General features: G+C 72.2%; 24 protein-coding genes. 13 read left to right on the plus strand and 11 right to left on the minus strand.

All coding sequences use genetic code 11. The features are described 5' to 3' along the window. The first annotated feature begins 28 nt into the window (after positions 1–28). Entirely contained in the window at positions 29–880 is an 852-nt protein-coding gene (rfbD, locus tag KIS93_RS35195; RefSeq protein ID WP_080043605.1) for a dTDP-4-dehydrorhamnose reductase, read from the plus strand. 53 nt (positions 881–933) lie between these two features. On the opposite strand, the gene KIS93_RS35200 is transcribed toward rfbD, so the two are convergent. After that, on the minus strand, positions 934–1,515 hold the full coding sequence (locus KIS93_RS35200; RefSeq protein ID WP_080043604.1) for a dTDP-4-dehydrorhamnose 3,5-epimerase family protein: 582 nt from the start codon (positions 1,513–1,515) through the stop codon (positions 934–936). A gap of 62 nt (positions 1,516–1,577) precedes the next feature. Between KIS93_RS35200 and KIS93_RS35205 the strand changes: the two genes are divergently transcribed. The 9 genes from KIS93_RS35205 (at position 1,578) to KIS93_RS35245 (ending at position 10,750) form a co-directional block, all read left to right on the plus strand. Then, entirely contained in the window at positions 1,578–2,777 is a 1,200-nt protein-coding gene (locus KIS93_RS35205) for a class I SAM-dependent methyltransferase (protein ID WP_281261993.1), read from the plus strand. After that, positions 2,774–3,547, plus strand: coding sequence for a sugar phosphate nucleotidyltransferase (locus KIS93_RS35210; protein WP_080043602.1), 774 nt, complete (start codon positions 2,774–2,776; stop codon positions 3,545–3,547). Before KIS93_RS35205 ends, KIS93_RS35210 begins: the two co-directional genes overlap by 4 nt. Further along, on the plus strand, positions 3,544–4,194 hold the full coding sequence (locus tag KIS93_RS35215; protein WP_155128704.1) for a PIG-L deacetylase family protein: 651 nt from the start codon (positions 3,544–3,546) through the stop codon (positions 4,192–4,194). The genes KIS93_RS35210 and KIS93_RS35215 overlap by 4 nt, the downstream gene beginning before the upstream one ends. 5 nt (positions 4,195–4,199) lie before the next feature. Continuing rightward, a complete protein-coding gene (locus tag KIS93_RS35220; RefSeq protein WP_080043601.1) occupies positions 4,200–5,219 on the plus strand; it encodes an NAD-dependent epimerase/dehydratase family protein in 1,020 nt (339 codons plus the stop codon). Continuing rightward, positions 5,216–6,487 (plus strand): DUF4910 domain-containing protein, encoded by a 1,272-nt coding sequence (locus tag KIS93_RS35225; RefSeq protein ID WP_222107690.1) that lies wholly within the window; start codon positions 5,216–5,218, stop codon positions 6,485–6,487. The genes KIS93_RS35220 and KIS93_RS35225 overlap by 4 nt, the downstream gene beginning before the upstream one ends. Next, positions 6,484–7,437, plus strand: a complete 954-nt coding sequence (locus KIS93_RS35230; protein WP_080043600.1) for a hypothetical protein — start codon at positions 6,484–6,486, stop codon at positions 7,435–7,437. The genes KIS93_RS35225 and KIS93_RS35230 overlap by 4 nt, the downstream gene beginning before the upstream one ends. Next, positions 7,434–8,885 carry an oligosaccharide flippase family protein gene (locus KIS93_RS35235; protein WP_230465647.1) on the plus strand — a complete coding sequence of 484 codons (1,452 nt, stop codon included), beginning with the start codon at positions 7,434–7,436 and terminating at the stop codon, positions 8,883–8,885. The genes KIS93_RS35230 and KIS93_RS35235 overlap by 4 nt, the downstream gene beginning before the upstream one ends. Next, positions 8,872–9,744, plus strand: a complete 873-nt coding sequence (locus KIS93_RS35240; RefSeq protein ID WP_080043599.1) for a glycosyltransferase family 2 protein — start codon at positions 8,872–8,874, stop codon at positions 9,742–9,744. The genes KIS93_RS35235 and KIS93_RS35240 overlap by 14 nt, the downstream gene beginning before the upstream one ends. Before the next feature lie 109 nt (positions 9,745–9,853). Next, entirely contained in the window at positions 9,854–10,750 is an 897-nt protein-coding gene (locus KIS93_RS35245) for a hypothetical protein (RefSeq protein ID WP_155128702.1), read from the plus strand. Here KIS93_RS35245 and KIS93_RS35250 read toward each other — a convergent pair. Further along, a complete protein-coding gene (locus KIS93_RS35250; RefSeq protein WP_080043597.1) occupies positions 10,729–11,601 on the minus strand; it encodes a DUF6492 family protein in 873 nt (290 codons plus the stop codon). The two genes, KIS93_RS35245 and KIS93_RS35250, sit on opposite strands and share 22 nt — an antisense overlap. Further along, the gene (locus KIS93_RS35255) at positions 11,598–12,482 is read right to left on the minus strand and encodes a DUF6492 family protein (RefSeq protein WP_155128700.1); all 885 of its coding nucleotides are present in this window, start codon (positions 12,480–12,482) and stop codon (positions 11,598–11,600) included. The genes KIS93_RS35250 and KIS93_RS35255 overlap by 4 nt, the downstream gene beginning before the upstream one ends. A 146-nt stretch (positions 12,483–12,628) precedes the next feature. Here KIS93_RS35255 and KIS93_RS35260 point away from each other — a divergent pair, with 146 nt between their 5' ends. Continuing rightward, positions 12,629–13,357 (plus strand): hypothetical protein, encoded by a 729-nt coding sequence (locus KIS93_RS35260; protein ID WP_080043595.1) that lies wholly within the window; start codon positions 12,629–12,631, stop codon positions 13,355–13,357. Positions 13,358–13,360: 3 nt separating this feature from the next. Next, on the plus strand, positions 13,361–14,746 hold the full coding sequence (locus KIS93_RS35265) for an O-antigen ligase family protein (RefSeq protein WP_186404584.1): 1,386 nt from the start codon (positions 13,361–13,363) through the stop codon (positions 14,744–14,746). Here the strand turns inward: KIS93_RS35265 and KIS93_RS35270 are convergent. Further along, the gene (locus KIS93_RS35270) at positions 14,695–15,618 is read right to left on the minus strand and encodes a right-handed parallel beta-helix repeat-containing protein (RefSeq protein ID WP_155128698.1); all 924 of its coding nucleotides are present in this window, start codon (positions 15,616–15,618) and stop codon (positions 14,695–14,697) included. The genes KIS93_RS35265 and KIS93_RS35270 overlap by 52 nt on opposite strands. Before the next feature lie 12 nt (positions 15,619–15,630). Then, positions 15,631–16,179, minus strand: a complete 549-nt coding sequence (locus KIS93_RS35275) for a dTDP-4-dehydrorhamnose 3,5-epimerase family protein (protein WP_080043593.1) — start codon at positions 16,177–16,179, stop codon at positions 15,631–15,633. A gap of 29 nt (positions 16,180–16,208) precedes the next feature. Between KIS93_RS35275 and KIS93_RS35280 the strand changes: the two genes are divergently transcribed. Then, positions 16,209–16,976 carry a glycosyltransferase family 2 protein gene (locus tag KIS93_RS35280; RefSeq protein ID WP_186404585.1) on the plus strand — a complete coding sequence of 256 codons (768 nt, stop codon included), beginning with the start codon at positions 16,209–16,211 and terminating at the stop codon, positions 16,974–16,976. 129 nt (positions 16,977–17,105) lie between these two features. On the opposite strand, the gene KIS93_RS35285 is transcribed toward KIS93_RS35280, so the two are convergent. From KIS93_RS35285 to KIS93_RS35310, 6 genes are all read right to left on the minus strand, one after another. Next, positions 17,106–18,290 carry a glycosyltransferase family 4 protein gene (locus KIS93_RS35285; protein WP_080043591.1) on the minus strand — a complete coding sequence of 395 codons (1,185 nt, stop codon included), beginning with the start codon at positions 18,288–18,290 and terminating at the stop codon, positions 17,106–17,108. Beyond that, positions 18,280–19,587 (minus strand): nucleotide sugar dehydrogenase, encoded by a 1,308-nt coding sequence (locus KIS93_RS35290; RefSeq protein WP_080043590.1) that lies wholly within the window; start codon positions 19,585–19,587, stop codon positions 18,280–18,282. Before KIS93_RS35290 ends, KIS93_RS35285 begins: the two co-directional genes overlap by 11 nt. A 103-nt stretch (positions 19,588–19,690) precedes the next feature. Continuing rightward, positions 19,691–20,695, minus strand: coding sequence for a GNAT family N-acetyltransferase (locus KIS93_RS35295; RefSeq protein WP_230465646.1), 1,005 nt, complete (start codon positions 20,693–20,695; stop codon positions 19,691–19,693). After that, positions 20,692–21,594 (minus strand): glycosyltransferase family 2 protein, encoded by a 903-nt coding sequence (locus KIS93_RS35300; RefSeq protein WP_080043588.1) that lies wholly within the window; start codon positions 21,592–21,594, stop codon positions 20,692–20,694. The genes KIS93_RS35295 and KIS93_RS35300 overlap by 4 nt, the downstream gene beginning before the upstream one ends. After that, on the minus strand, positions 21,594–22,253 hold the full coding sequence (locus KIS93_RS35305) for a polysaccharide deacetylase family protein (RefSeq protein ID WP_080043587.1): 660 nt from the start codon (positions 22,251–22,253) through the stop codon (positions 21,594–21,596). The genes KIS93_RS35300 and KIS93_RS35305 overlap by 1 nt, the downstream gene beginning before the upstream one ends. 55 nt (positions 22,254–22,308) lie before the next feature. Continuing rightward, the gene (locus KIS93_RS35310; RefSeq protein WP_186404586.1) at positions 22,309–23,190 is read right to left on the minus strand and encodes an NAD-dependent epimerase/dehydratase family protein; all 882 of its coding nucleotides are present in this window, start codon (positions 23,188–23,190) and stop codon (positions 22,309–22,311) included. Positions 23,191–23,315 lie beyond the last annotated feature (125 nt).

A 23,315-nucleotide genomic window follows, 5' to 3' on the forward strand; every position in this document is an offset into this window, starting at 1 on the left:
CCGTTTCCCACTTGGGCCGGGAGGCCGCATGAGGTGGCTGATCACGGGGGCGGGCGGCATGCTGGCCGCCGACGTCCTCTGCAGGACCGCGCTGACGGGCGAGCCGGTGCTCGCGCTCGGCCGGGCCGAGCTGGACGTGTGCGACAGGCGCGCGGTGCACGACTTCGTCTCCGCCTACCGGCCGAGGGCCGTGCTGAACTGCGCGGCCTGGACGGCCGTGGACGACGCGGAGACGCACGAGGAGCAGGCGCTGGCGGTGAACGGGGACGCGCCGCGCTGGCTGGCCGAGGCGTGCGACCGGGTCGGCGCGCGGCTCGTGCACGTCTCCACCGATTACGTCTTCGACGGGGCGGCGGGCCCGCCCTACACCGAGGACGCGCTGACCGGGCCGGTGAACGCCTACGGCAGGACCAAGCTGGCGGGCGAGGCGGCGGTGCTGGAGCACGGCCAGTACGTGGTGCGCACGGCCTGGCTGTACGGGGCGCACGGCCCGAACTTCGCCACCACCATGATCCGATTAGCCGGGGAGCGGCCCACCGTGAACGTGGTGGACGACCAGCGTGGCCAGCCCACCTGGACCGCCGACCTGGCCGACTACCTGGTCCGGCTGGCGCAGTCGGACCTGCCGCCCGGCGTCTACCACGGCACGAGCGCGGGCGAGACGACGTGGTGCGGGTTCGCCAGGGAGATCTTCGCGTTGCTGGGCGAGGACCCGGAGCGGGTGCGCCCGGTGCCGACCTCGGCCTTCCCGCGCCCGGCCCGGCGGCCGGCCAACAGCGTGCTGGCGCACACCCGGTGGGAGCCGATCCGCCCCTGGCGCACGGCGCTCCACGCCGCCTGGCCCGTCCTGGCGAGGAGCCGCCGATGCAGCGTCGCATAGAGCCTGGCGGGGAGCCGTCAGCGCAGCGTCGTACAAGACCTGGCGGGGAGTCGTCAGCGCAGCGTCGCGTAGAACTCCTGGCAGACCTGGTAGTCGGGCAGCAGCCCGGCCCGCAGCGCCTCGTCCAGCAGGGGCGCCTTGGCGTCCTTCTCCGACAACAGCGGCTCGACGCCGGCCGGCCAGGCGATCTCCAGGGCCGGGTCGAGCGGGTGCACCCCGTGCTCGCGGGCCGGCGTGTACGGCTCGGAGCACAGGTAGAGCACCGTGGCGCGCTCGCTGAGCGCCATGAACCCGTGCCCGAGCCCTTCGGCGACCAGGACGGCGCTCCTGGTCACGTCGTCGAGGATCACGCTCTCCCACCGGCCGAACGTGGGCGAGCCGGTGCGCAGGTCCACCACGACGTCCATGACGCTGCCGGACAGGCACATCACGTACTTGGCCTGTCCGGGCGGCACGTCGGCGAAGTGCAGGCCGCGCAGCACGCCGCGGGCCGAGACGGAGCAGTTGACCTGGGCCAGGTCGAAGCGCCGCCCGGGCAGGTCGGCGGCGCGGAAGGCCTCGTGGAAGGAGCCGCGGGCGTCCGCGTGGACGGCCGGCGTGTGGCGCCAGACGCCGTCGATGCCGAGGGGATCCATGGGCTGACAGTAACGAGACCACCGGCCCTCGCGAAATATCAATCTCTTGGAGCGTGCGAATGATGACTTGCCGGTTATGCGGCTCGGACGATCTCATGGGCGTGGTGGACCTGGGGGCGACGCCGCCCTGCGAGCGGATCCTCACGGCGGAGCAGCTCGACGAGCCCGAGGTGACCTATCCGCTGCACCTGCGCGTGTGCACGTCGTGCTGGCTCGCGCAGATCCCGCCGCTGATCACTCCCGAGGAGACGTTCACGGACTACGCCTACTTCTCCTCCTACTCGGCCTCCTGGGTGGAGCACGCCCGCGCGTTCGTGGCGGGCCTGGACCTGCGGCCGGACTCGTTCGTGGTGGAGGTGGCCAGCAACGACGGCTACCTGCTGCGGCACGTGGTGCAACGCGGGGTGCGCTGCCTGGGCATCGAGCCGTCGGTGAACGTCGGCCAGGCGGCCAGGGAGCGCGGCGTGCCGACGGTGACGGCGTTCCTGACGCCGGACAGCGCCGAGGCGGTCGTGCGGGAGCACGGCAAGGCCGACTACGTGGTGGCCAACAACGTCTACGCGCACATCCCGGACGTCGTCGGCTTCACCAAGGGGCTGCGCACGCTGGTCGCCGACCACGGCCTGGTCTCGATCGAGGTGCAGCACCTGCTCACGCTGATGCAGCTCAACCAGTACGACACGATCTACCACGAGCACTTCCAGTACTACACCGTCGCCTCCGCCCAGCGGGCCCTGGCCAGTGGCGGGCTGACGCTGGTGGACGTGGAGCTGCTGACCACGCACGGCGGCTCGATCCGCCTGTGGGCCGCGCCGGAGGGCGCCCCGTCGCAGCGGGTGTCGGACGTGCTGGCCATGGAGAAGGCGGCCGGGCTGCACGAGCTGTCCGGCTACATCGACTTCACCGAGCGGGTGGCCAAGGTCCGGCGCGACCTGCTGACGTTCCTGATCACCGCCGCCGAGGAGGGCAGCACGGTGGTCGGGTACGGGGCTCCGGGCAAGGGCAACACGCTGCTCAACCACTGCGGCATCCGGCCCGACCTGCTGCCGTACACGGTGGATCGCAACCCGTACAAGCACGGCAAGTTCACCCCCGGGGCGCGCATCCCGATCTTCGCGCCCGAGCGCATCGCGGCCGACCGGCCCGACTACGTGCTCGTCCTGCCGTGGAACCTGCGCGACGAGCTGGTCGACCAGCTCTCCTACATCCGCGACTGGGGCGGCCGGCTGGTCTTCCCCATTCCCGCTCTGGAGGTCGTGTGAAGGTCGTGCTGTTCTGCGGGGGTTACGGCACCCGCATGCGTACGGGCGCCGGCGACGCCCCGAAGCCGATGCAACTGGTCGGCCCCAGGCCGCTGATCTGGCATGTCATGCGCTACTACGCGCACTTCGGCCACAAGGAGTTCATCCTGTGCCTCGGCTACGGGGCCGAGCAGATCAAGGACTTCTTCCTGCGGTACGAGGAGACCGCCTCCAACGACTTCGTGCTCCGGGGCGGGCACGTCGAGCTGCTGGCCACCGACATCTGGGACTGGACGATCTCGTTCATCCACACGGGGGTGGAGTCGCCGATCGGGGAGCGGCTGCGCCGGGTGCGCGACCACCTCCAGGGCGATGAGATGTTCCTGGCCAATTACGCGGACGTGCTGACGGACGCGCCGCTGCCGGAGATCATCGGCCGGCTGGAGAGGGCGGACGCGGGCGGCGCGCTGATGGCCGTGCCGCCGCCTGGCACCTTCCACTGCGTGGAGGTCGCCGAGGACGGCATGGTAGGGCAGATCACCGCCGTCACCGAGATGCCGCTGTGGGTCAACGGCGGATATTTCGTCTTACGCCAGGAGATCTTCGACCACATCCCCGAGGGCGGCGACCTGCTCGTGGACGGCTGCAAGGAGCTGGCCAAGCGCGGCCGGCTCATGGCCTACCCCTACCGCGGCTACTGGCGCCCCACCGACACCATCAACCAGCGCCTGGAGCTCGACCGCGCCTACGCCCGCGGCGACCGCCCCTGGGCCCTGTGGGAGCGCACGTGAACCGCCTCTTCCCCAGCGGCCTGAGCCGCGTCGCCCTGCTCGCCGCCCACTGCGACGACCTGGCGATCGGCGCCGGCGGCACCCTCCTCGTGATGTGCACCGCGCATCCGGGCCTCCAGGTGGACGCGCTCGTGCTGTCCGGCGGCGGGACCGTGCGCGAGGAGGAGGAACGCAACGCGCTGGCCGCCTTCTGCCCCGGGGCGGACCTGCGGGTGACCGTCGCCAAGGTGCCCGACGGGCGGCTGCCCGCCCACTGGGACGAGGCCAAGAACGCGGTCGAGGAGCTGCGCATGCGCTGCGAGCCCGACCTGATCCTCGCCCCGCAGGCCGGCGACGCCCACCAGGACCACCGGGGCCTGGCGCGGATGGTGCCGACCGCGTTCCGCGACCACCTCACGCTCGGCTACGAGATCCTCAAATGGGACGGGGACCTCGGCCGGCCCAACGCGTACCAGCCGCTCGACCTCGCGCTGGCCGAGCGCAAGGTCTCCCTGCTCTGGGAGCACTACCCCTCGCAGCGGCACCGCCCGTGGTTCGACAGGGAGGCGTTCCTCGGGCTGGCCAGGATCCGCGGCATCGAGTGTCACGCACGCTACGCGGAGGCCTTCTACCTGCACAAACTCGCTCTAGATCTAGCTGGAGGCTGATCGACATGCGTGTCTTGCTCACGGGGCACCAGGGCTATCTCGGCACGGTCATGGCGCCCGTGCTCGCCCAGGCCGGCCACGAGGTGGCGGGCCTGGACTCCGGGCTCTTCGCCGAGTGCGTGCTCGGGCCCGCCCCGGACGACCCGCCGGGGCACCGCGTGGACCTGCGGGACGTACCGGCGAGCCTGCTCGAAGGTTTCGACGCGGTGATCCACCTGGCCGCGCTGTCCAACGACCCGCTCGGCGCGCTCGCGCCCGAGCTGACCTACGACATCAACCACCACGCCTCCGTGCGGCTGGCCAGGCTGGCGAAGGAGGCGGGCGTGCGGCGCTTCCTGTACGCCTCCACCTGCTCGGTCTACGGCGCCTCCGGCGGCGACGACCTGCTCGACGAGGACGCCCCGCTGCGGCCCGTCACCCCGTACGCCGAGTCGAAGGTGCGCGTCGAGGACGATCTCGTCGACCTGGCCGGCGACGGCTTCACGCCGGTGTTCCTGCGCAACGCGACCGCGTTCGGGTTCTCGCCCCGGCTGCGCGCCGACATCGTGCTGAACAACCTTGTCGGCCACGCCCACCTGACCGGCCAGGTGCGGGTGCTGTCGGACGGCACCCCGTGGCGGCCCCTCGTGCACGTGGCCGACATCGCCGACGCCTTCCTCGCCGCGCTGACCGCGCCGCGTGAGGCCGTGCACGCCAGGGCGTTCAACGTCGGCGGCGAGATGAACAACCTGACCGTGGCCGAGATCGCCGAGCACGTCGTGGAGGCGGTGCCCGGCTCCGAGTTGCTGATCACCGGCGAGACCGGCGCCGACCCGCGCTCCTACCGGGTCTCCTTCGCGCGGATCCGCGAGGCGCTGCCCGGCTACCACGCCCGCTGGACGGTGAAGGCGGGCGCCGTCGAGCTGGCCGACGCCTACCGCTACCACGGGCTGAGCGCCGAGGACTTCCGCCGCCGCTTCACCCGGCTCGCGTGGCTGGACGACCGCCGCAAGGCCGGGACCGTCTCGGCGGAGCTGCGCACGTGACCGGGGAGGAGATGCACGCCCTGGTGGAGCGGCTCTACCCGCTGTGCCGCTCCATCACGGGCGACGGCGTGCGGGCCACGCTGGAGATCGTCGGGGAGCACCTGGAGCTGGACGTGCACGAGGTGCCGACCGGGACCCAGGTGCTCGACTGGACGATCCCCAAGGAGTGGAACATCCGCGACGCCTACATCAAGGACCGGGCCGGCAACCGGGTGGTGGACTTCCAGAGGTCGAACCTGCACGTCGTGGGCTACAGCGTGCCGGTGTCGGCCACCATGACGCTGGCCGAGCTGCGGCCCCACCTGCACACGCTGCCCGCACAGCCGGGGCTGGTGCCGTACCGGACCTCGTACTACGCCGAGACGTGGGGGTTCTGCCTGAGCCAGGACACGCTCGACGGGATGGACGAGGGGCCGTACGAGGTGGTGATCGACTCGACGCTGGCCGACGGGCACCTGACGTACGCCGAGCACGTCGTGCCGGGCCGCACCGACGACGAGGTGCTGATCTCGTGCCACGTCTGCCACCCGTCGCTGGCCAACGACAACCTGGCCGGGATCGCGGTGGCCACGGCGCTGGCGGGCCGGTTGAAGGAGCCGCGCTTCACCTACCGGTTCCTGTTCGCGCCGGGCACGATCGGCGCGATCACCTGGCTGGCGCGCAACCGCGAGCGCACCGGGCGCGTCCGGCACGGGCTCACGCTGGCCTGCGCGGGCGACGCGGGCGCGCTGACGTACAAGCGCAGCAGGCGCGGCGACGCGCCCATCGACCGGGCGATGGCGCTCGTGCTGCGCGATCGGCCGCACACGGTCGTGGACTTCTCCCCGTACGGCTACGACGAGCGCCAGTTCTGCTCGCCCGGGTTCAACCTGCCGGTGGGCAGCCTGACCAGGACGCCGTACGCGGGCTACCCCGAGTACCACACCTCAGGGGACGACGTGGGCTTCGTCTCCCCGCGGGCCATGGCCGACACGCTGGAGGCGCTGTGGGCGGCGGTCGAGGTGCTGGAGCACGACGGCCGCTACGAGAACCTGAGCCCGTACGGCGAGCCGCAGCTCGGCCGGCGCGGCCTGTACGGATCTCTCGGTGGCCGGAGTGACACGAAACAGGCGCAAATGGCGATGTTATGGGTGTTGAACCTGTCGGACGGTGAGCACAGCCTGATGGACGTGACCGGCCGATCGGGCCTGCCCTTCCGCGCGGTCGCCGAGGCGGCCGCCGCTCTGGAGGGCGCGGGCCTGCTCAAACGGGTGGGAGAGGGCGCATGAATCTGCGGGTGGGGGACCTCGTCGAGGTGCGGAGCGCGGCGGAGATCCTGGCCACGCTGGACGAGCGGGGCGAGCTGGACAGTCTCCCGTTCATGCCGGAGATGCTGGCCTTCTGCGGGCAGCGGCTGACGGTCCACAAGGTCGCGCACAAGCTGTGCGACACGATCAGCCGCAGCGGCATGCGGCGCATGGACAACGCGGTGCACCTGACGGGCGCGCGCTGCGACGGCGGCGGGCACGGCGGCTGCCAGACGGCCTGCTCGCTGTACTGGAAGGAGGCGTGGCTCAAACGGGTCGAACCCGGCGCGCCCGCCACCCCGCAGATCCCGGAGGAGCGGCTGCTCAAGCTGCTGGACGCCAACACGCGCAAGGGCTCCGACGGCTACGCCTGCCAGGCCACCGAACTGCTGCGGGCCGCGCCGGCCTGCCTGCCGTTCCGCGACCTCGGCCAGTACGTCACCGACGTGCGCAGCGGCAACGTGGGCGTCGCGCAGACCGTCCGCACCTTCCTGGTCGGGCTGTTCAACCGCTTCCAGGACGCGAGCAAGAAGGTGCTGCCGCGCCGCCTGTGGATCAGGCGCGGGCTGCGCTGGGGCTTCATCGAGGGCCGGGCCGGCAAGAAGACGCCGACGGCCACGCTCGACCTGCGGCCGGGCGAGCTGGTCCGGATCAAGTCCAAGGAGGAGATCCTCGACACGCTCAACGACGACCTGCTCAACCGCGGGATGGGCTTCGAGGAGGAGATGGCCCGCTACTGCGGCAGGACCGCCCGCGTCCGGGCCAGGGTCGAGCGCTGCCTGGATGAGAAGACCGGCCGGATGCTGACCATGAAGAGCCCGTGCATCATCCTCGAGGACCTGGTCTGCGAGGGCGTCTACAACGCCAACTGCCCGCGCGAGTTCGTGCCGTTCTGGCGGGAGATCTGGCTGGAGAGGGTCGAGAGTTCGTGAGCGAGGTCGGCGACATCGGCCGCAAGGCCGGTCGCGGCCTGCGCTGGAGCCTGCTGGGCAACCTGGTGATGAAGGCGGGCTCGTTCGGGATGAGTCTCATCCTGGCCAGGCTGCTGGTGCCCGAGGACTTCGGCGTGTTCGCGATCGCGCTGGCGGCCACCCAGTTCGTCATCTACATCAACGACGCCGGGGTGATCGCGGCGACCGTGCAGTGGCGGGGCCGGCTGGAGGAGATCGCGCCCACGGCCACCGTCGTCGCGATCCTGTCGAGCTGCGCCCTCTACGGGGTCTTCTGGGTGATCGCGCCGTTCTACGCGAGCCTGGCCGGGAGCGAGGACGCCACCTGGGTGATCCGCATCCTCATGGCCACGAACGTCGTCTACGGGCTGACCGCGGTGCGCAGCGCCGCGCTCATGCGCCGCTTCGAGCAGGACAAGCTGGCCTGGGCGAACCTGGCCGGGTTCGTCGCCAACGCCTCCGTCTCCATCACGCTGGCCGCCAACGGCGCCGGCGCCTACAGCTTCGCGTGGGGGCAGCTCAGCGGGGGCGTGCTCACCGGCGTGCTGGTGGTCGCCCTGGCCAGGATCAAGATCGAGCTCGGCTTCGACCGCGTGCGGGCCGTGCGGCTGCTGCGGTTCGGGCTGCCGCTGTGCGTCAGCCTCGGCATCGAGGGCCTGCTGCTCAACGTGGACTCGGTCATCGTCGGCGACGCGCTCGGCCCCGTCTGGCTGGGCTTCTACCTGCTCGCCTTCAACATCTCCAGCTGGGTGCCCGGCCTGATCGGCACCGCCGTCCGCTACGTCGCGCTGCCCAGCTTCTCCCGGCTGGCCGAGGAGGGCGGGCCGGCCCTGCGCGACGGCGTGCGGCAGGCCGTCCCGCTGCTGGCCGGCATGGTGCTGCCGATCGCGGTGCTGATGGGCACGCTCGCCCCCGCGGTCGTCGAGTTCCTGTACGGCGCGAACTGGCTGCCCGCCGCCCAGGTGCTGCGCTTCCTCGCGATCGTGATGGCGGTGCGCATGCTGACGCTGCTCATCACCGACATCCTGGCCGCGCTCGGCCGCACGAAGGCGACCATGTGGGTGAACCTGTCGTGGGCCGTGGCGCTGGTGCCCGCGCTCATGGCGGGCGCCCGCCTCGACGGCATCCAGGGCGCGGCCGTGGCGCACGCCGTCGTCGCCGTGGTGGTGGCGCTGCCGCTGCTCGGCGTGGCCCTGCACCGCTCCGGGGTGCCCGTGGCGCTGGTCGGCGCCGGGCTGGCCAGGCCGCTGCTGGGCGCGGCCGTGGCGGGGCTCGTCATGGTCGCGCTGTCGCTCGTGGTCGACGGCGCCTTTACCGAGCTGTGCGTGGCGGGAGGTGCCGGGCTGCTGCTGTTCTTGCTGGTCGTGGTGCCGCGCGCGGAGCTGATGCGACTCGTACGCCAAAGGAGGGCGACGCATGCGCGACTCTGAGCTGGTGTCCATCGCGCTGCCGGTACGCAACGGCGCCGGCCGCCTGGAGGCGGTGGTCCGCTCGGTGCTGGCGCAGGACCATCCGCACATCGAGCTGGTCATCTCCGACAACGCCTCCACCGACGGCACCGAGGAGCTGTGCCGCGACCTGGCGGCCTCGGACCCCAGGATCGTCTACCACCGGCACCCGGAGAACGTCGGCCTGCTGCGCAACTTCATGCACGCGGCGCGCGTCTCGAAGGGCGCGTACGTGCGCTGGATCGGCGACGACGACCGGCTGGAGCCCACCTGCGTGTCGGCGGCCCTGGCCGCCTTCGCCGCGGACGAGCGCCTCATCCTCGTCACCAACCAGGTCTCCTACTCCGGGCCCGACGGGGAGGTGAGCGTGCCCTACACCGGCACCAAGCTCGGCTCCGACGACCCGGTGGAGCGCCTCGCCGAGATGCTGCGGCTGCTCAACGAGAGCCCGTACCTGATGGACCCGCTCTACGGCCTGCTGCGGCGCGAGGCGGCGACCGGCATCCCGCGGCGGAACATGCTGCGCGAGGACGAGGTGTTCGCCGCCAAGCTGGCGCTGGCCGGGCCGTGGGCGCACCTGCCCGAGGTGCTCTCGCACCGCAACTGGCGGCTGGAGCGGATCGGCCGCGTCGCCCGCCGGCTCGACGTGCCGCCCTGGCAGTCCCACCTGGCCAACACGCTTCAGTGCAGGGAGCTGCTGCGATGGGTGCACGACGCGGACCTGACCGACGAGCAGCGGCGGCGGGCGCGCGGCGAGGTGCTGCGCATGTACGCCCGCCGGCAGCGCCGCACGCTCTCGCATCGCGCGCACAAGCTGCTGACCCTGGCCCGCCTGGTGTAACAGACCTGATGAACTCAGCGATTTCCCGTTTGCATCGGTACAAAAGTCGACGGGGGCGGAAATAGTGCGCTTCTGGAAGACCATCCTTGGTCTGGCCACGAAGAGATCCGTGGGAGTGCCGGTCGCCGTCGTGGCCGTCGGGCTTGCCCTGGCGGCGTACTTCCTGCTGCCGACCCGATACGTCTCCACCGCCTCCATGGTGCTCACCGTGCCCGCCACCGGCGGCACGCTGGAGACCCAGCCGGAGAGCAAGCCCGGCCTGACCAACCCGCTGCTGCAGTTCAACGACGCCCTGCGGACCACCGCGGGCATCCTGATCCTGGCCACCAACACGCCCGACGTCTACAAGGAGATCGGCGCCCCCGACGGCGGGCCGACCCACGTGGTCATCAACGACGGCCGCACCAACGCCGACCTGCTGGGCATCAGCACCAACGGGCCCTTCGTCTACGTCGAGGTGGAGAGCGACGACCCCGCCACCGTGCGGGAGGTCATGCGCAAGGCGCAGCAGCGGGTGCGGCTGGAGCTGGGCAAGCGTCAGACGGCGCTGCACGCGCCGATCAGCACGCACATCGGCATCATGGACGTGATGCCGCCGTCGGGGCCCAGGGCCCAGCTCGGCGACCGCCTGCAGTTCGCGGCCTTCGGCGGCATGTTCGGCGTGGTGGCGGGGATCGGCGTGGCGTACGGCATCCAGCGGGTGCGGTGGGGGCGCACGGCGCCCGAGTCTGAGCCCGAGCCCCAGCCCGGATCCGCGCCGGAGCCGGAGATCTGGTCCGAGGTCGTGGCGGAGGAGCCGGCCACGGAGGAGAAGCAGGCGCTCAACGGCACCCGGCCGCACCCGCCGGCCGCGGGCTTCCCCCTGACGGTGGAGGAGCTGTCCCAGGAGCGGACGGGACCGATCCAGGTCATCAAGATCGGTGACGGGCCGGACACGGCTCCTGGGCAGCCGGACAAGAGCGACGGGAGCGAGGACGACGACGGTCAGCTCGACTCGACGACCTGAGCGCACCTCCTGATGGCGGCCTGCCGCACCTCCATCGGGGTGTGCGACTTGGCCGAGATCATCATGCCCACCGCGTCGGGCGGCAGCCGGTCGGCGAAGGCGGTGGCCGTGGCCTCGTCCCACGGCTCGTGGTTGTAGCTGAGGTGGCAGATCGTGGTGTTGACCGGCAGGTCAGCCTTCAGCACCTCGTCCACGAAGACGCCGTACAGGATGAACTCGGAGACGTGCAGCCGCGAGTTGAACACGTCGAGCCAGTCGCGGCCCGTCACCTGCGTGATCCGCCGCTGCATCGCCCGGACGACCTCCGGGTCCCAGAAAGTCAGCGCTGTCACGTAGTCCGGCAGCGGCGGAGGCGGCGACGGCGGCAGGCCCAGCAGGTCGCGGGCCACCTGGTGCCAGATGACGTGCCGCTTCATCTCGGCCGTCACGCCGTTCTCCAGCCGGTACAGGCACAGCCGCCCGTCCCTGCTGAACGACTCGACGCCGGTGGGGCGGACCAGCACGGCGTCGGAGTCCACGACGAGCATGGCGTCGGCGTCGATCAGGCCCGCCGAGGCGATCTTGACGGTCTGCTGCATCACCCAGCCGCGCAGCGGCGGCCACGGGCGGCGGTAGTTGACGTACAGGTCGGTGCCCGGCATGCGCAGGTACCGGCGGGGCAGCAGCTCCGAGCGCACCCACACGTGGCAGCGCGGCCCCTCGAACCGGGCGAACGCCTCACGGTCGCCCGGCGGCACGAAGACGTGGTGGATGGTGTCGTCGGAGGTGAACTCGAGCACGGAACGGTGTAAGTCGGCGAACAGTTCGACGTCCTGGGCGTAGGAGGGCGTGATGACCGCCAGCTTGCTCACGGATGACTCCCGTCGGGTCCGGTGATCTGGGAGCATCGCCGGATCGCCGCCAGCCTGGCCGCCATGGGCGTCCCCGACTTGGCCGAGATCATCATTCCCACCGCGTCGGGGGGCAGCAGGTCGGCGAAGGCGACGGCTCCGGCAGGGTCGAGAGGGGTGCGATCCCACCTGCTGTGGCAGATCGCGGTGCTGAGCGCGGGCGCGGCCCCCAGCACCTCGTCCACGAACACGCCGTAGACGATGAACTCGGAGACCTGGAGGTGGGAGGTGAAGGCGGGCAGCCAGTCCCGGCCGGTCGCCCCGGCGATCCGCCGCTGCATCTCGCGGACGACGGCCGGGTCCCAGCACGCCAGCGAGCTGACGTAGTCCGGCAGCGGCAGCGGCGCCGGCCCCGGCAGGCCCAGCAGCTCGCGGGCCACCCGGTGCCAGGTGACGTGGTCGGCCATGCCCTCGTGCACACCGTCGTCGAGCCGGAACATGCGGACCTGGCCGTCCTGGATGAACAGGTCGGGCGTGACCTCGCGCACCAGCACGACGTCGGAGTCGGCGACCAGCACCACCTTCGCGTCGAGCCGGGCCGTCACCGCCACCTTCGCGGCCTGCTGCGCCACCCAGCCGCGCAGGGGCGGCCACGGCCGTATGGGATCGATCCACACGCCGGCCAGCGGAGCCTTGAAGATACGGCGGGGCAGGATCTCCGCATAGGTCCAGATCCGGCAGCGGGGGCCCGCGTACCGGGAGAACAGCCGGCGGTCGGAGTCGGCCACCACCACGTGGTGCACCGTGTCGTCCGAGGTGTGCTCCAGCACGGAACGGTGCAGGTCGGCGAAGAGCTCGGCGTCAGGGGCGTACGTGGGGGTGACGACGGCCAATGCGCTCATGAAAAGTGATCTCCGTCCCCGGCCCGGGTGAAAGACGCCCCTCGTACCTCATATCGGCTCATCAAAGGTGGTGTTACAGGGATTTGTGTAACGCTCCACCCCTTACCGGACGACATGTAGGAGGCGGGACTCGCGAGGGAGGGCGCGTGGATTTCTGGGGGACGGTCCTCGTCCTGGTGCGGCGCTGGTACGTCGCACTGCCCGCCTTCCTGGCGGCCCTGGGCGCGGCCTTCTACTCGTACTCGACGATCCCGATCACCTACACCACCTCCGCCGTGCTCGTGCTCACCGCGCCCACCAGCGGCGGCATCCAGCTCCCCGACCCCGACCAGCCGATCCCGAGGGTCAACCCGCTGCTCAACTTCGACCACGGGCTCGACGTGGCCGCCTCCATCCTCATCAGCGTCATGAGCACGCCCGACATGGTCGCCGACATGGGGGTCACCAGCGACGGGCCGACCACGTACGCGGTCACGAACGGCACCCAGAACCTGGAGTCGCTGGCCACGGGGCCGCTGGTCTTCGTGCAGGGGGAGAGCCAGACGCCGCAGGAGGCCACGCGCATCGCCCGCAAGGCCATCGAGCGGGTCAAGAAGGAGCTCGACGTGCGCCAGCGGCAGGTGCAGGCGCCCGCGGGCACGTACATCACGATCAGCGAGGCCGTCCCGCCGACCACGCCGGTGCCGCAGCAGGGCAAGAAGCTGCGCTCGGCCGCGTCGGCGCTCGGCCTCGGGCTGATCGGCGCGCTGACCGCGGCCTTCGCCGCCGAGAGCCTGGCGAAGCCGCTGCGGAGGGGCCTCGGGCGGCTGCGCCGGCGGGACGAGACCCCGGCGGAGGAGCCGGAGCTGGTCTCCGCCGCGCGGAAGGGGGCCTAGACGGTGGCCCGCCTCGCGGGAGGCGGCGCGCCGGCCCAGGCCGGGCTGCGGCGTGCCGACGGCGCCACGGTCGCCGCGATCTTCACGGCGGTGCTGCTGATCGTGCCCGCCCGGCTGGTCATCAAGGGGCTGCCGCTCTCGCTGACGCCCGCCAACGTGGTGAGCCTGGTCGCGGCGGTGCTGTGGTTGTGCGCGCAGCTCACGCTCACGCTCGGCGCGGCCAAGGGCCGCAACCCGGTGCGTACGGCGCTGTTCGCCTACTTCACCTCGATCCTGGCCACGTTCGGCTACTCCACCTGGGGTTACCTGGATTCCGACGAGCTGAGCCTGAGCGACCACGCGTTCGTCCTGGTGATCGCGCTCGTGGGCATCGCGCTCGTCGTCTGCGACGGCGTCACCGACCGGCGGCGGCTGGACTTCCTGATGCAGACGCTGGTCGTCGGCGGCGCGGTGATCGCCGTGATCGGCGCCTTCCAGTTCCTGCTCTCGATCGACCTGACCCGCTACCTGGAGCTGCCGATCCTGCGTTACAGCAGCGAGGGCGACTCGTTCGTGCTGGAGCGGGCCGACCTGCGGCGCGTGGCCGCGACGACCGGGCATCCCATCGAGTTCGGCGTGCTGTGCGCCATGCTGCTGCCGCTGGCCGCCCACTACGCCGTCCAGGCGCGCCGGCGCGGCGAGCCCGTGCTGCGGTGGTGGGCGTGCACGGGGCTGATCGGGCTCGGCCTGATGTTCTCGGTGTCCCGCTCGGCCATGCTGAGCCTGGCGGCGGTGGGCACGGTGCTGTTCGCCGGATGGACGTGGCGGCGGCGGCTCTACACGCTGGCCGTGGCCGCCGGCTTCCTCCTCCTGATCAGGATCACCGTGCCGGGCCTGCTCGGCGCCATCACCGGGCTGTTCTCCAACCTCGGCCATGACGAGAGCATCCAGTACCGCACCCACGACTACGCGGTGGCGGCGCAGGAGATCGGCCGGCACTTCTGGCTCGGCCGCGGCGTCGGCACCTGGTACGCCCCCAAGCACCAGGTCTTCGACAACCAGTACATCCTGTCCATGGTCGAGACCGGCCTGCTCGGCACCCTCACCTTCGCCGGGGTCTTCGCCACGGCCTTCTACGCGGCCCTGCGGGCCAGGCACCTGAGCATCGACCCGGACGACCGCGACCTCGGCCTGACCATCGCCGCCGTCCTGGTCGCGCCGCTCGTCGGGTCCTTCACCTTCGACCTGCTGTCCTTCCACACCGCGACCGGCGTGTCGTTCGTGCTGGTGGGGGCGGCGGGCGCGTTGCTCAGGGCGGCCAGGGCCGACCGGCTCGCCCCCGCCCCTTCAAGGGCGGGTCAGCTCGCTCCCGCGCAGGCCAGCGGGCCGACGATCGAGGTGACCCGATAGCTCTCGTCGATGGTGACCAGTTCGTTGCCGGCCCACTCCGTCTTCGCGCACTCGGAGTCGACCGGCCCGTACACCCACGACTTGTCCACGAGCTTGTTGCCGCGCACGATCTGCTTGCCGCTCGCGTTGCGCACCTGGATGCTGTACGTCCCGCCCATGACGAGGTTGTCGGTGACGGTCACGTCCCGCGACTTGCCGTCCACGAGGAAGATCGGCGCGGTGATGTCCTTCACGCCCCGCTGGTCGACCGTGTTGTGGTGGAACAGCAGGCCCTTGCCGCCGTTGTAGGCCTGGATGCCGTCGGAGTGGTCGCCCGGCCGCGAGCACAGCTTGACGTAGGAGTCGCGGATCTCCACGTCGTCGCCGGAGAAGCGGAAGCCGTCGCCGTGCCCCTGCACCAGCACCCTGGTCGCCTTGTACTTGTCGTAGCCGATGGCGGGCATCGTCGCGCACTTGTCCGGGGTGCCCACCGTGGAGTCGGTGATCGTGAACCGGAACGAGCGCGCCCCGTCGGCGTTGATCACCTCACCGTCGATCACGCTGTTCCTGATCGTGATGTCGTCGGCGTGGACCAGCAGGTGGCCGGGGATGTGCACGCCGTCGAGCACGGTGCCGGAGCTGCGCACGCGGAAGGCGACGTTCTCCGTGTTGAGCTGCACCTCCTTGAGCTGGAGGCCGCGCGGCGCGCCCGTGCAGGCGGGCGTCGGGTGGTCGGGGCAGGAGGAGCCGTCGGGGCGGACGATCGCGGGCGGCGGGGACGTCGGGGGCGCGGCCGTTGGGGGCGCGGACGTCCGGGGCGGCGGCGCCGGGTCGGCCTGGCAGGCCGCCGCCGTCATCATCACGGCGAGGATCAGGAGCACACGTCCGCGCATGTCCGCCACCTTTCAGGCGCCGAGCCGGGGGAGCAGCTCGGCCCAGGAGCCCGCGTCGAGATCGCGCCGGCTGACCTCCGCCGCCGGAAGGGGCCAGGCTATCCCCAGATCCGGATCGTCGTAGCGGACCGCCAGATCCTCGCTCGGATCGTGCTCCCTGTCGATGCGGTAGCACGTGTCGGCCTGCTCGGTGAGCGCCTGGAAGCCGTGCAGCAGCCCCGGCGGCACGTAGAGCGTGACGAAGTCCTCGTCGTCCAGGCGCACCGCCATGCTGCGGCCGAACGTGGGCGAGCCCGGCCGGGCGTCCACCAGCACGTCGTGGACCGCGCCGCGCGCACACCGCACCAGCTTGGCCTCGCCCCTGCCGGAGCGCCCGTGCAGGCCGCGGATCACGCCGCGCCGCGACCTCGACTGGCTGTCCTGGATGAACGCGCACGGGTCCAGGCCCGCGCCGGCGGCCACGGCCGCGTCGAACGTCCTGGTGAACAGGCCGCGGCCGTCACGGTGCGGCGCCGGGGTGAACAGCAGCACCCCGTCGAGCTCGCCCTGCTCCACTTTCATGTCCCGTCCTTCCCGGAAGGCGTCGTCCGATGAAGCCTGTGATCAGTGTCGTGATCCCGGCGCACAACGAGGAAGCGGTCGTCGCGGCCGGGCTGGACCTGCTGCTCGCGGGGGCCGGGCCCGGCGAGTTCGACGTCGTGGTGGTGGCCAACGGCTGCTCCGACGGCACGGCGGCGGCCGCGGCGCGGCCGGGCGTGCGCGTGCTGGAGACGCCGGTCGCGGGCAAGGCCGGCGCGCTGCGCCTGGGCGACGCCGCCTGCCGCACCTTCCCGCGCGCCTACGTGGACGCCGACGTGCGCCTCGACGCGGCCTCGCTGCGGGCCCTGGCCGAGACGGCGAGCCGGCCCGGCGTGCTGGCCTGCGCGCCCGTGCCCGAGTGGGACCTGGACGGCACCGGGCCGGTGGTCCGCCGGGTGCACCGGGTGCACGACCGGCTCATCGCGCCCACGCGGGCGCTGGCCGGGGTGGGCGTGTACGTGCTCGCGGAGAAGGGGCACGAGCGGGCCTTCCCGCTGCCCGACGTGATCTCCGACGACGGCTGGGTGGACGGCTGCTTCACCGGCTCCGAGCGGGTGGTCGTGACCGCGGCCCGGTCGGTGGTGCGGCCCCGCGCACGGTCCGTGCGCACCTGCGCCGGCGGGTCCGGGTCCGGCAGGGCAACCGCGAGCTGGCCGCGCTCGGCCGTCCTGGACGCCCGCTGCGGCTCGGCGCGCTCGGCCGGCTGCTGGCCTCCCGGACGGTCGGCCCGCTCGACGCCGCCTGCTACCTGGCCGTGCTCGTGCTGGACCGGCTGCTGACCAGGCTCCGCCGCGGCTCGGCCGGCTGGGGCACCGACGCGGGCAGCCGTCATCGCGACCCCGCGGCGGGCTCGTGACCCGTGCGCCGTGCCGCCGGTAGGGCGGCCTCGCGCCTGGCCCTTGCCGCCGTCATCGCGGCCGTACGGCGGCTTCGTAGGCCGCCAGCAGTGCCGTCTTCGAGTGCTCCCACGACAGCGGGCCCGCCACGCGCTCGCGCCCGATCTCGCCCATGCGCCGCCGCTCGTCCGGATCGTCCAGGAGCCGCGCGATGAGCTTGGCGAACTCCGACTCGTCGTTGGCGGGCGCGTAGAGCGCCGCCTCGCCCGCCGACACGCGGGCCTCGCGTAACTCGAAGGAGACGATGGGTCGGGACATGGCCATGTACTCCATGACCTTGTTCATGGTCGAGACGTCGTTGAGCGGGTTGAGCGGGTCGGGCGACAGGCACACGTCGGCCGTCGAGAGGTAACGCATCAGGTCCTCGTCGGGGATGCGGCCGGTGAACTCGACGCAGTCGTCCAGGCCCAGCTCGCCGGCCAGCGCCACCATCGCGTCGAAGGTGTCGCCGCCGCCGACGAAGACCGCGTGCCAGTCCGTCCTGCCGTGCTCGCCGCGCAGCCTGGCCAGGCTGCGCAGCGCGTAGTCCACGCCGTCCTGCGGGCCCATCACGCCGAGATAGCACAGCAGGTACGGCTTGCCGCGCCGCACCGACGCGTCGGCCGGCACCTGGTGGAAACGCTCGACGACGGGCGCGCTGCGCACCACGAACACGTCGTCAGGCCGCTTGCCGCCCCTGGTCAGCGCGATCGTCCGGTAGCTCTCGTTGGTGGCGATCACCACGTGCGCCGCCCGGTACGTCAGCCGCTCCGCCAGCAGCACCGCCCGGTACAGCAGGTCCTTGCCCCGCCCGAACCGCGACAGGTACAGCTCGGGCACCAGGTCGTGCTGGTCGAAGACGAAGCGCGTGCCCCGCCATCGCATGGCCAGCGCGACCAGGAAGAACAGGTCGGGCGGGTTGCAGCCGTGCACGACGTCGAACCGGCCGAGCCGGCGGGCGATCCTGAGCGTGTGCCACAGGGCGGAGCCGTACTCCCGGACGAACCCGACGGGGCCGCCGGTGGCGGCGCGCAGCGGGTAGCGGTGGATGTGGATGCCGTCGATGACGACCTCCGCCTCCGTGTCCTGCTTGGCGCCCTTGGGGCAGATGACGTGCACCTCCCAGCCGGCCTGGCGCAGGGCGGTGCTCTCCTGCCAGACGCGCCGGTCGAGCGGTACGGAGAGGTTCTCGACGAGGACGAGCGCTCTACCACCCAATGCCTGTGTAGTCCCTTCTGCCCCGATGGGTTTCCGCGTCAGGAAGGCGTACGAGGTCGACGATCACGCGGTCGCCCGCGCGGGCCAGCGCCTCCAGCACCGGCGCGTCCTTGCAGCCGACGACGCACACCTCGGCGTGGTCGAGCACGTCGTCCGCCGAGTCGCCGAGCAGGTCGCCGAGGTGCGGCAGGCGGTCGGCGATGTAGGCCCTGTTGGCGCCGACCAGGCGTGACAGGGACACGTTGGCGTCGTAGATGCGCAGGTCGTAGCCCTTGCCGAGCAGGCGTTCGGCCAGCTCGACGAGAGGGCTCTCGCGCAGGTCGTCGGTGCCGGGCTTGAACGACAGGCCGAAGATGCCGATGCGGCGCCGGCCGGGTGCGGTGACGAGCTCGAAGGCGCGCTGCAGGTGGGCCTCGTTGGCCGGCAACACGTGCGACAGCAGCGGGATGCTCACGTCGGCCTTCCTGGCGGCGTAGACGAGGCCGCGCAGGTCCTTGGGCAGGCAGGAGCCGCCGAAGGCGAAGCCGGGGCGCAGGTAGGCGGGGCTGACGTTGAGCTTGCGGTCGGCGAGGAAGACGTCCATGACGCGGTGGGAGTCGAGCCCCATGGCCTGGCAGATGGCGCCGATCTCGTTGGCGAAGCCGATCTTGAGCGCATGGAAGGCGTTGTCCGCATATTTCGTCATCTCGGCGACGGGGATCGGCACCCGGAAGACCTCGCCGGGCAGGCCCTCGTACAGGGCGGCCACCTTGTCCCCGGAGCCCGGGTCCGACTCGCCGATCACCGTCTTGGGCGGCGCGAAGAAGTCGCGCACGCTGGTGCCCTCGCGCAGGAACTCGGGGTTGACCGCCACCCCGAAGTCCACCCCCGCCCGCAGGCCCGACGACAGCTCCAGGATCGGCACGAGCAGCTCGGCGCAGGTGCCGGGCAACATCGTGCTGCGGAAGACCACCACGTGACCGGGCCGCAGCGCCCGGCCGATCTGCTCGGCCACCCGCTCCAGATACGCCGTGGACAGGCTGCCGTTCTGCGCCGACGGGGTGCCCACGCAGACCAGCGACACCTCGCTGCCCGCGACCGCCGCGGCGGCGTCGGTGGTGGCGCGCAACCGGCCGTCGGCGACCGTCTTGGCGATCAGCTCGCCGATGCGCTCCTCGACGATCGTGGCCTGCCCCTGGTTGATCAGATCGACCTTGTCCGGGTTCACGTCCACCCCGGTCACCTGATGGCCCAGGGAGGCCAGGCAGGCGGCCGAGACGCACCCCACGTAACCGAGCCCGAAGACACTGATCCGCATAGCCGCCCTCCGTGTTGGACCGTCTACCGTGGACCGTCTTTTGGAGGGCAGCGCGCGATTTCCCCCGCCTCCAAGGGATATGTCGGGCAGGCCGATTGGAACGTTACCGACTTCTTCGGAAACGTCCGTTCCTGGCCATCTCCCTGGCCCTGGCCAGCGCCGTCACCGCCGCCCGGCGCACCGGGTTGCGGGTCACGATGCCCTGGCACACCACGCTCTCGCCGGTCTTGGCCCGCCGCTTGTACTCGTCCTCGCCTCGGCCCAGATCGATCCGCGTGACCCCGAGCGCGGGCGCGGCGCTCACCAGCTCCCGCAGCAGGATCCAGCCCGGCGACAGCCGCGCCAGCTCCGGGTCGTAGACCGGGAACCACCAGTGCAGCACCCCGCCCGACCTGATGCCGAAGTGCGCCGCCAGGAGCCGCGGCCCGGCGTGCACCGTGGACAGCACGCCGCCGAAGGCCGGGTCGCGCGTCTTCAGCAGGCTCTCCAGCAGCCGGATCCGGTCGGGCTCGGCGAAGTAGTCCCTGGCGCCGGTCGCGGCGTACTGGGCGCGCTTCAGCTCGATCACCCGCGCCAGCGCGTCGGCGTCGGCCGAGTCGGCCTCGAAGCGCACCGCGCCGAGCTCCCGCCCCGCCTTGGCGGCCCGCCGCCTGGCCTGCCCCATGTTGTCCTTGCCGCTCTTCGAGGCGCGCCCCAGGTACCCTTCCAGGCCGCCGGTGACGTCCAGGTACGGCGACGGCCGGCGCGTCACCACGTACCGCTCGAACCCGGGCGCCCCCTCCACCAGGTGGTCGAACGCGTACCCGCCCGCACCCCCGCCCAGCAGGTCCAGCGGCCGGAACGGGGTGCCCGCGGCCAGGATCGGCCCCTGGAAGTCGGCGCCGGGCCAGCCGACGGGGCGCAGCAGCCGCCCGTCCCTGTGGTGCGGCACGAACACGCCGCCGCCCACCGCCACGTGCACGGCCCGGCCGCTGGCGTGCACCGCCGCCGAGAAGCCGGGATGGAAGTACGGGCTGTCCAGCGCCGGATTGCCGGCCCGGACCTCCTCCCACGCGTCCAGCTCCGCCCTCGTCAGCGCGTCGAACCCCTTGACCTCCATCGCGCTCATTGCGGCAGCGCCGTGAGCCGCCGGGAGGGCCGCAGCAGCGCCGCCACGCTGGCCCTCGACGTGCGCCGGCCCGCCAGCGCCCGCACCGCCTCGCCCGCGAGCACGGTCAGGTAGTACGCCGTCCCCGACACCGGCCCGTGCCGCCGCCGGTACAGGCGCACCTTGTTGACGACGAGCATGGAGGCCAGCATCGGGTTCACCCCCGAGTCGCCGCCGATGTGCTCGATCACCGAGGCGGGCTCGTACCAGGTGGCGTAGCCCAGGTCGGCGGCCCGCAGGCAGTAGTCGGTCTCCTCGCTGTAGAGCAGGAACGACTCGTCCCACGGCCCCACGTCCCGGATGACCTGCGGCGACAGCAGCATGGCCGCGCCGGTCGCCCAGGCGAACGCGCCCGGCTCGGCGTAGTCGCGCGGGTCGGTCACCAGCTCGCCCAGCGTGCCGATGCGCCCGGCCAGCCCGCCGCCGACCACCGCCTCGACCAGCGCCCGGCCCACGGTCGGCATCCGCCGCAGCGACGGCTGCAGCGTGCCGTCGGGGTTGACCATGTAGGGCACCGCGATGCCCCGCCCCGGCTCGCGCAGCGAGTCCAGCAGCGGCGCGATGGCGCCGGGGCGCAGCCGGCAGTCGGGGTTGAGCACGTAGACGCCGTCGAGCCGGTCGAGGTCGAGCCGGGCGATGCCGGCGTTGATCGCCGCCGCGTACCCGGCGTTCCTGCCCACCCGCACCACGGTCGCCCCGGCCTTCTCGGCGATGGCGACGGAGTCGTCCTTGGAGGCGTTGTCGGCCACCACGACCTCGGCCAGCTCCACGCCCTTCGCGCCCGGCGGCAGCGAGTCGAGGCAGCCCTGGAGCACGCCCGCGCTGTTGTAGGTGACGATGACGACCGCGGCCCTGCGCATCAGCGCACCCGCTTGTACAGCCGCATGCCCAGCTTGCCGGCCCGCCGGCCGAGCGAGGGGCCGCTCATCACCCGGCCGATCCAGGAGGTGTCGAGGTCGTGCCTGAGGCTGTTGCGGGCCTGCAGCCAGGAGCCGGGTCTGGCCCGGCCGCCGTCGCTGGTGTAGGCCCTGGTCACGCCGGCCCGGCGTAAGCGGCGCAGCACCCGCCGGTCGTACGAGCCGAACGGGATCGCCACCCGCGACACCGGCGCGCCGGTCAGCTCGCCGAGCACCTCGTGCGCCCGCTCCAGCTCCTCGGCCGCCTGCCGCTCGGTGATCGTGCGCCAGTCGCGGTGCGCCCAGCCGTGCGAGCCCACCCGCATGCCCTTGCCGACCAGCTCGCGCACGCCGTCGGCGTCCAGCCTGCCGGGCTCGCCGAGCAGCCCGGCCAGCACGAAGAACTCCGCCTTCAGCCCGCGCTCCAGCAGCCGGGGGAGTGCGATCTCCACGTCGGAGGCGTTGCCGTCGTCGAAGGTGATGCGGACGTCGGGCCGGCCGGCCACGGCGTCCACCACCTGCTCGAACTGCTCGACCGACACCCACGTCGCGTCCTCGCCCCGATCCAGCTCCCGGGTCGTGCCGCCGATGCCGTGCACGGTCAGATTCGTCACCGCACGCATCCCGCCCCCTGATCAGAGTGCCGCCAGGAGTGTTATCGCGGCCCGGGATGGACCGTTACACGCGCTTTGAATGCCATTCGACAGTTTTTGTGAGGCCGGTCGCGAGCGAGGTGACCGGCCGCCAGCCGAGCACCCGCGCGGCCGGCTCGATGTCCGAGCGCTGCGTGCGATCCAGCGGCCGTGCCGCCACCGCCCCGTAGACCGGGCGGGCGGGCCCGCCGACGATGTCGGCGATCAGGTCCGCGGTGTGCCGGATGGAGACGGGCTCGGGGGTGCCGATGTCGAGCACGTGCCCGGCCGCCTCGCCGCTCGCCCCCGCCCGGACGAACGCGTCCACGACGTCCTCGACGTAGACCCAGGTGACCAGCCGGGTGCCGGAGGTCAGCTCGGGCGACTCGCCGCGCAGCAACGACGCCGTCACGTACGGGACCAGCCGGCGCGGGTTCGGCTCGCCGGGGCCGTACACCATGGCCACCCGCAGCACCGACACCGGGACCTGCCACAGGGCGTGGAACATGCGGGCGTACCCGGTCGCCGCCGCCTTGGCCGCCGCGTACGGCGAGCCGGGCGCCTGGCCGTCACGCGGCTCCTCCACCGAGCCCGCCAGCACCACGCTGCGCACGCCGGTGCCGGTCACGGCCGTCATGAGGTTCACCGCGGCACCCAGGTTGGCGGCCAGCGTCGGCGCCACCGTCTCCGGCTCGCGGACCCCGGTGACCTCGCTGGCCAGGTGAAAGACCACCTCGGGCCGGACCCGCTCGACCAGCGCGGCCGTGGCGGCGGCGTCGCTCAGATCGGCCTGGTGCCAGCCCTCGCCCGCCGGGCTCCTGCGGCTGACGGCGTGCACCTGCGCGCCCAGCTCGGTCAGGCGCCGGGCCAGCCGCGCCCCGATGAACCCGGTCGCGCCCGTCACCAGGGCCCGCGTCCCCTGCCACATACGCCCCCGCCTCAGTCGTGTCGATGGGCTGCCGGTAGGGGATCGTCCGGGTCGTACCGGACGTTTCGCTCCACCGATTCGCTCCACCAAAAAGGGATGGCGACGACCAGAGGTCATCGCCATCC

Source organism: [Actinomadura] parvosata subsp. kistnae, from assembly GCF_900323885.1.
Lineage (GTDB): Bacteria > Actinomycetota > Actinomycetes > Streptosporangiales > Streptosporangiaceae > Nonomuraea > Nonomuraea composti.

Bases quoted from the DNA above. Each gene is read 5' to 3' on its own strand.
- rfbD (WP_080043605.1), top strand. From the start codon at position 29: ATGAGGTGGCTGATCACGGGGGCGGGCGGCATGCTGGCCGCCGACGTC.
- KIS93_RS35200 (WP_080043604.1), bottom strand. From the start codon at position 1,515: ATGGATCCCCTCGGCATCGACGGCGTCTGGCGCCACACGCCGGCCGTC.
- KIS93_RS35205 (WP_281261993.1), top strand. From the start codon at position 1,578: ATGACTTGCCGGTTATGCGGCTCGGACGATCTCATGGGCGTGGTGGAC.
- KIS93_RS35220 (WP_080043601.1), top strand. From the start codon at position 4,200: ATGCGTGTCTTGCTCACGGGGCACCAGGGCTATCTCGGCACGGTCATG.
- KIS93_RS35230 (WP_080043600.1), top strand. From the start codon at position 6,484: ATGAATCTGCGGGTGGGGGACCTCGTCGAGGTGCGGAGCGCGGCGGAG.
- KIS93_RS35240 (WP_080043599.1), top strand. From the start codon at position 8,872: ATGCGCGACTCTGAGCTGGTGTCCATCGCGCTGCCGGTACGCAACGGC.
- KIS93_RS35255 (WP_155128700.1), bottom strand. From the start codon at position 12,482: ATGAGCGCATTGGCCGTCGTCACCCCCACGTACGCCCCTGACGCCGAG.
- KIS93_RS35270 (WP_155128698.1), bottom strand. From the start codon at position 15,618: ATGCGCGGACGTGTGCTCCTGATCCTCGCCGTGATGATGACGGCGGCG.
- KIS93_RS35275 (WP_080043593.1), bottom strand. From the start codon at position 16,179: ATGAAAGTGGAGCAGGGCGAGCTCGACGGGGTGCTGCTGTTCACCCCG.
- KIS93_RS35280 (WP_186404585.1), top strand. From the start codon at position 16,209: ATGAAGCCTGTGATCAGTGTCGTGATCCCGGCGCACAACGAGGAAGCG.
- KIS93_RS35290 (WP_080043590.1), bottom strand. From the start codon at position 19,587: ATGCGGATCAGTGTCTTCGGGCTCGGTTACGTGGGGTGCGTCTCGGCC.
- KIS93_RS35295 (WP_230465646.1), bottom strand. From the start codon at position 20,695: ATGAGCGCGATGGAGGTCAAGGGGTTCGACGCGCTGACGAGGGCGGAG.
- KIS93_RS35300 (WP_080043588.1), bottom strand. From the start codon at position 21,594: ATGCGCAGGGCCGCGGTCGTCATCGTCACCTACAACAGCGCGGGCGTG.
- KIS93_RS35305 (WP_080043587.1), bottom strand. From the start codon at position 22,253: ATGCGTGCGGTGACGAATCTGACCGTGCACGGCATCGGCGGCACGACC.
- KIS93_RS35310 (WP_186404586.1), bottom strand. From the start codon at position 23,190: ATGTGGCAGGGGACGCGGGCCCTGGTGACGGGCGCGACCGGGTTCATC.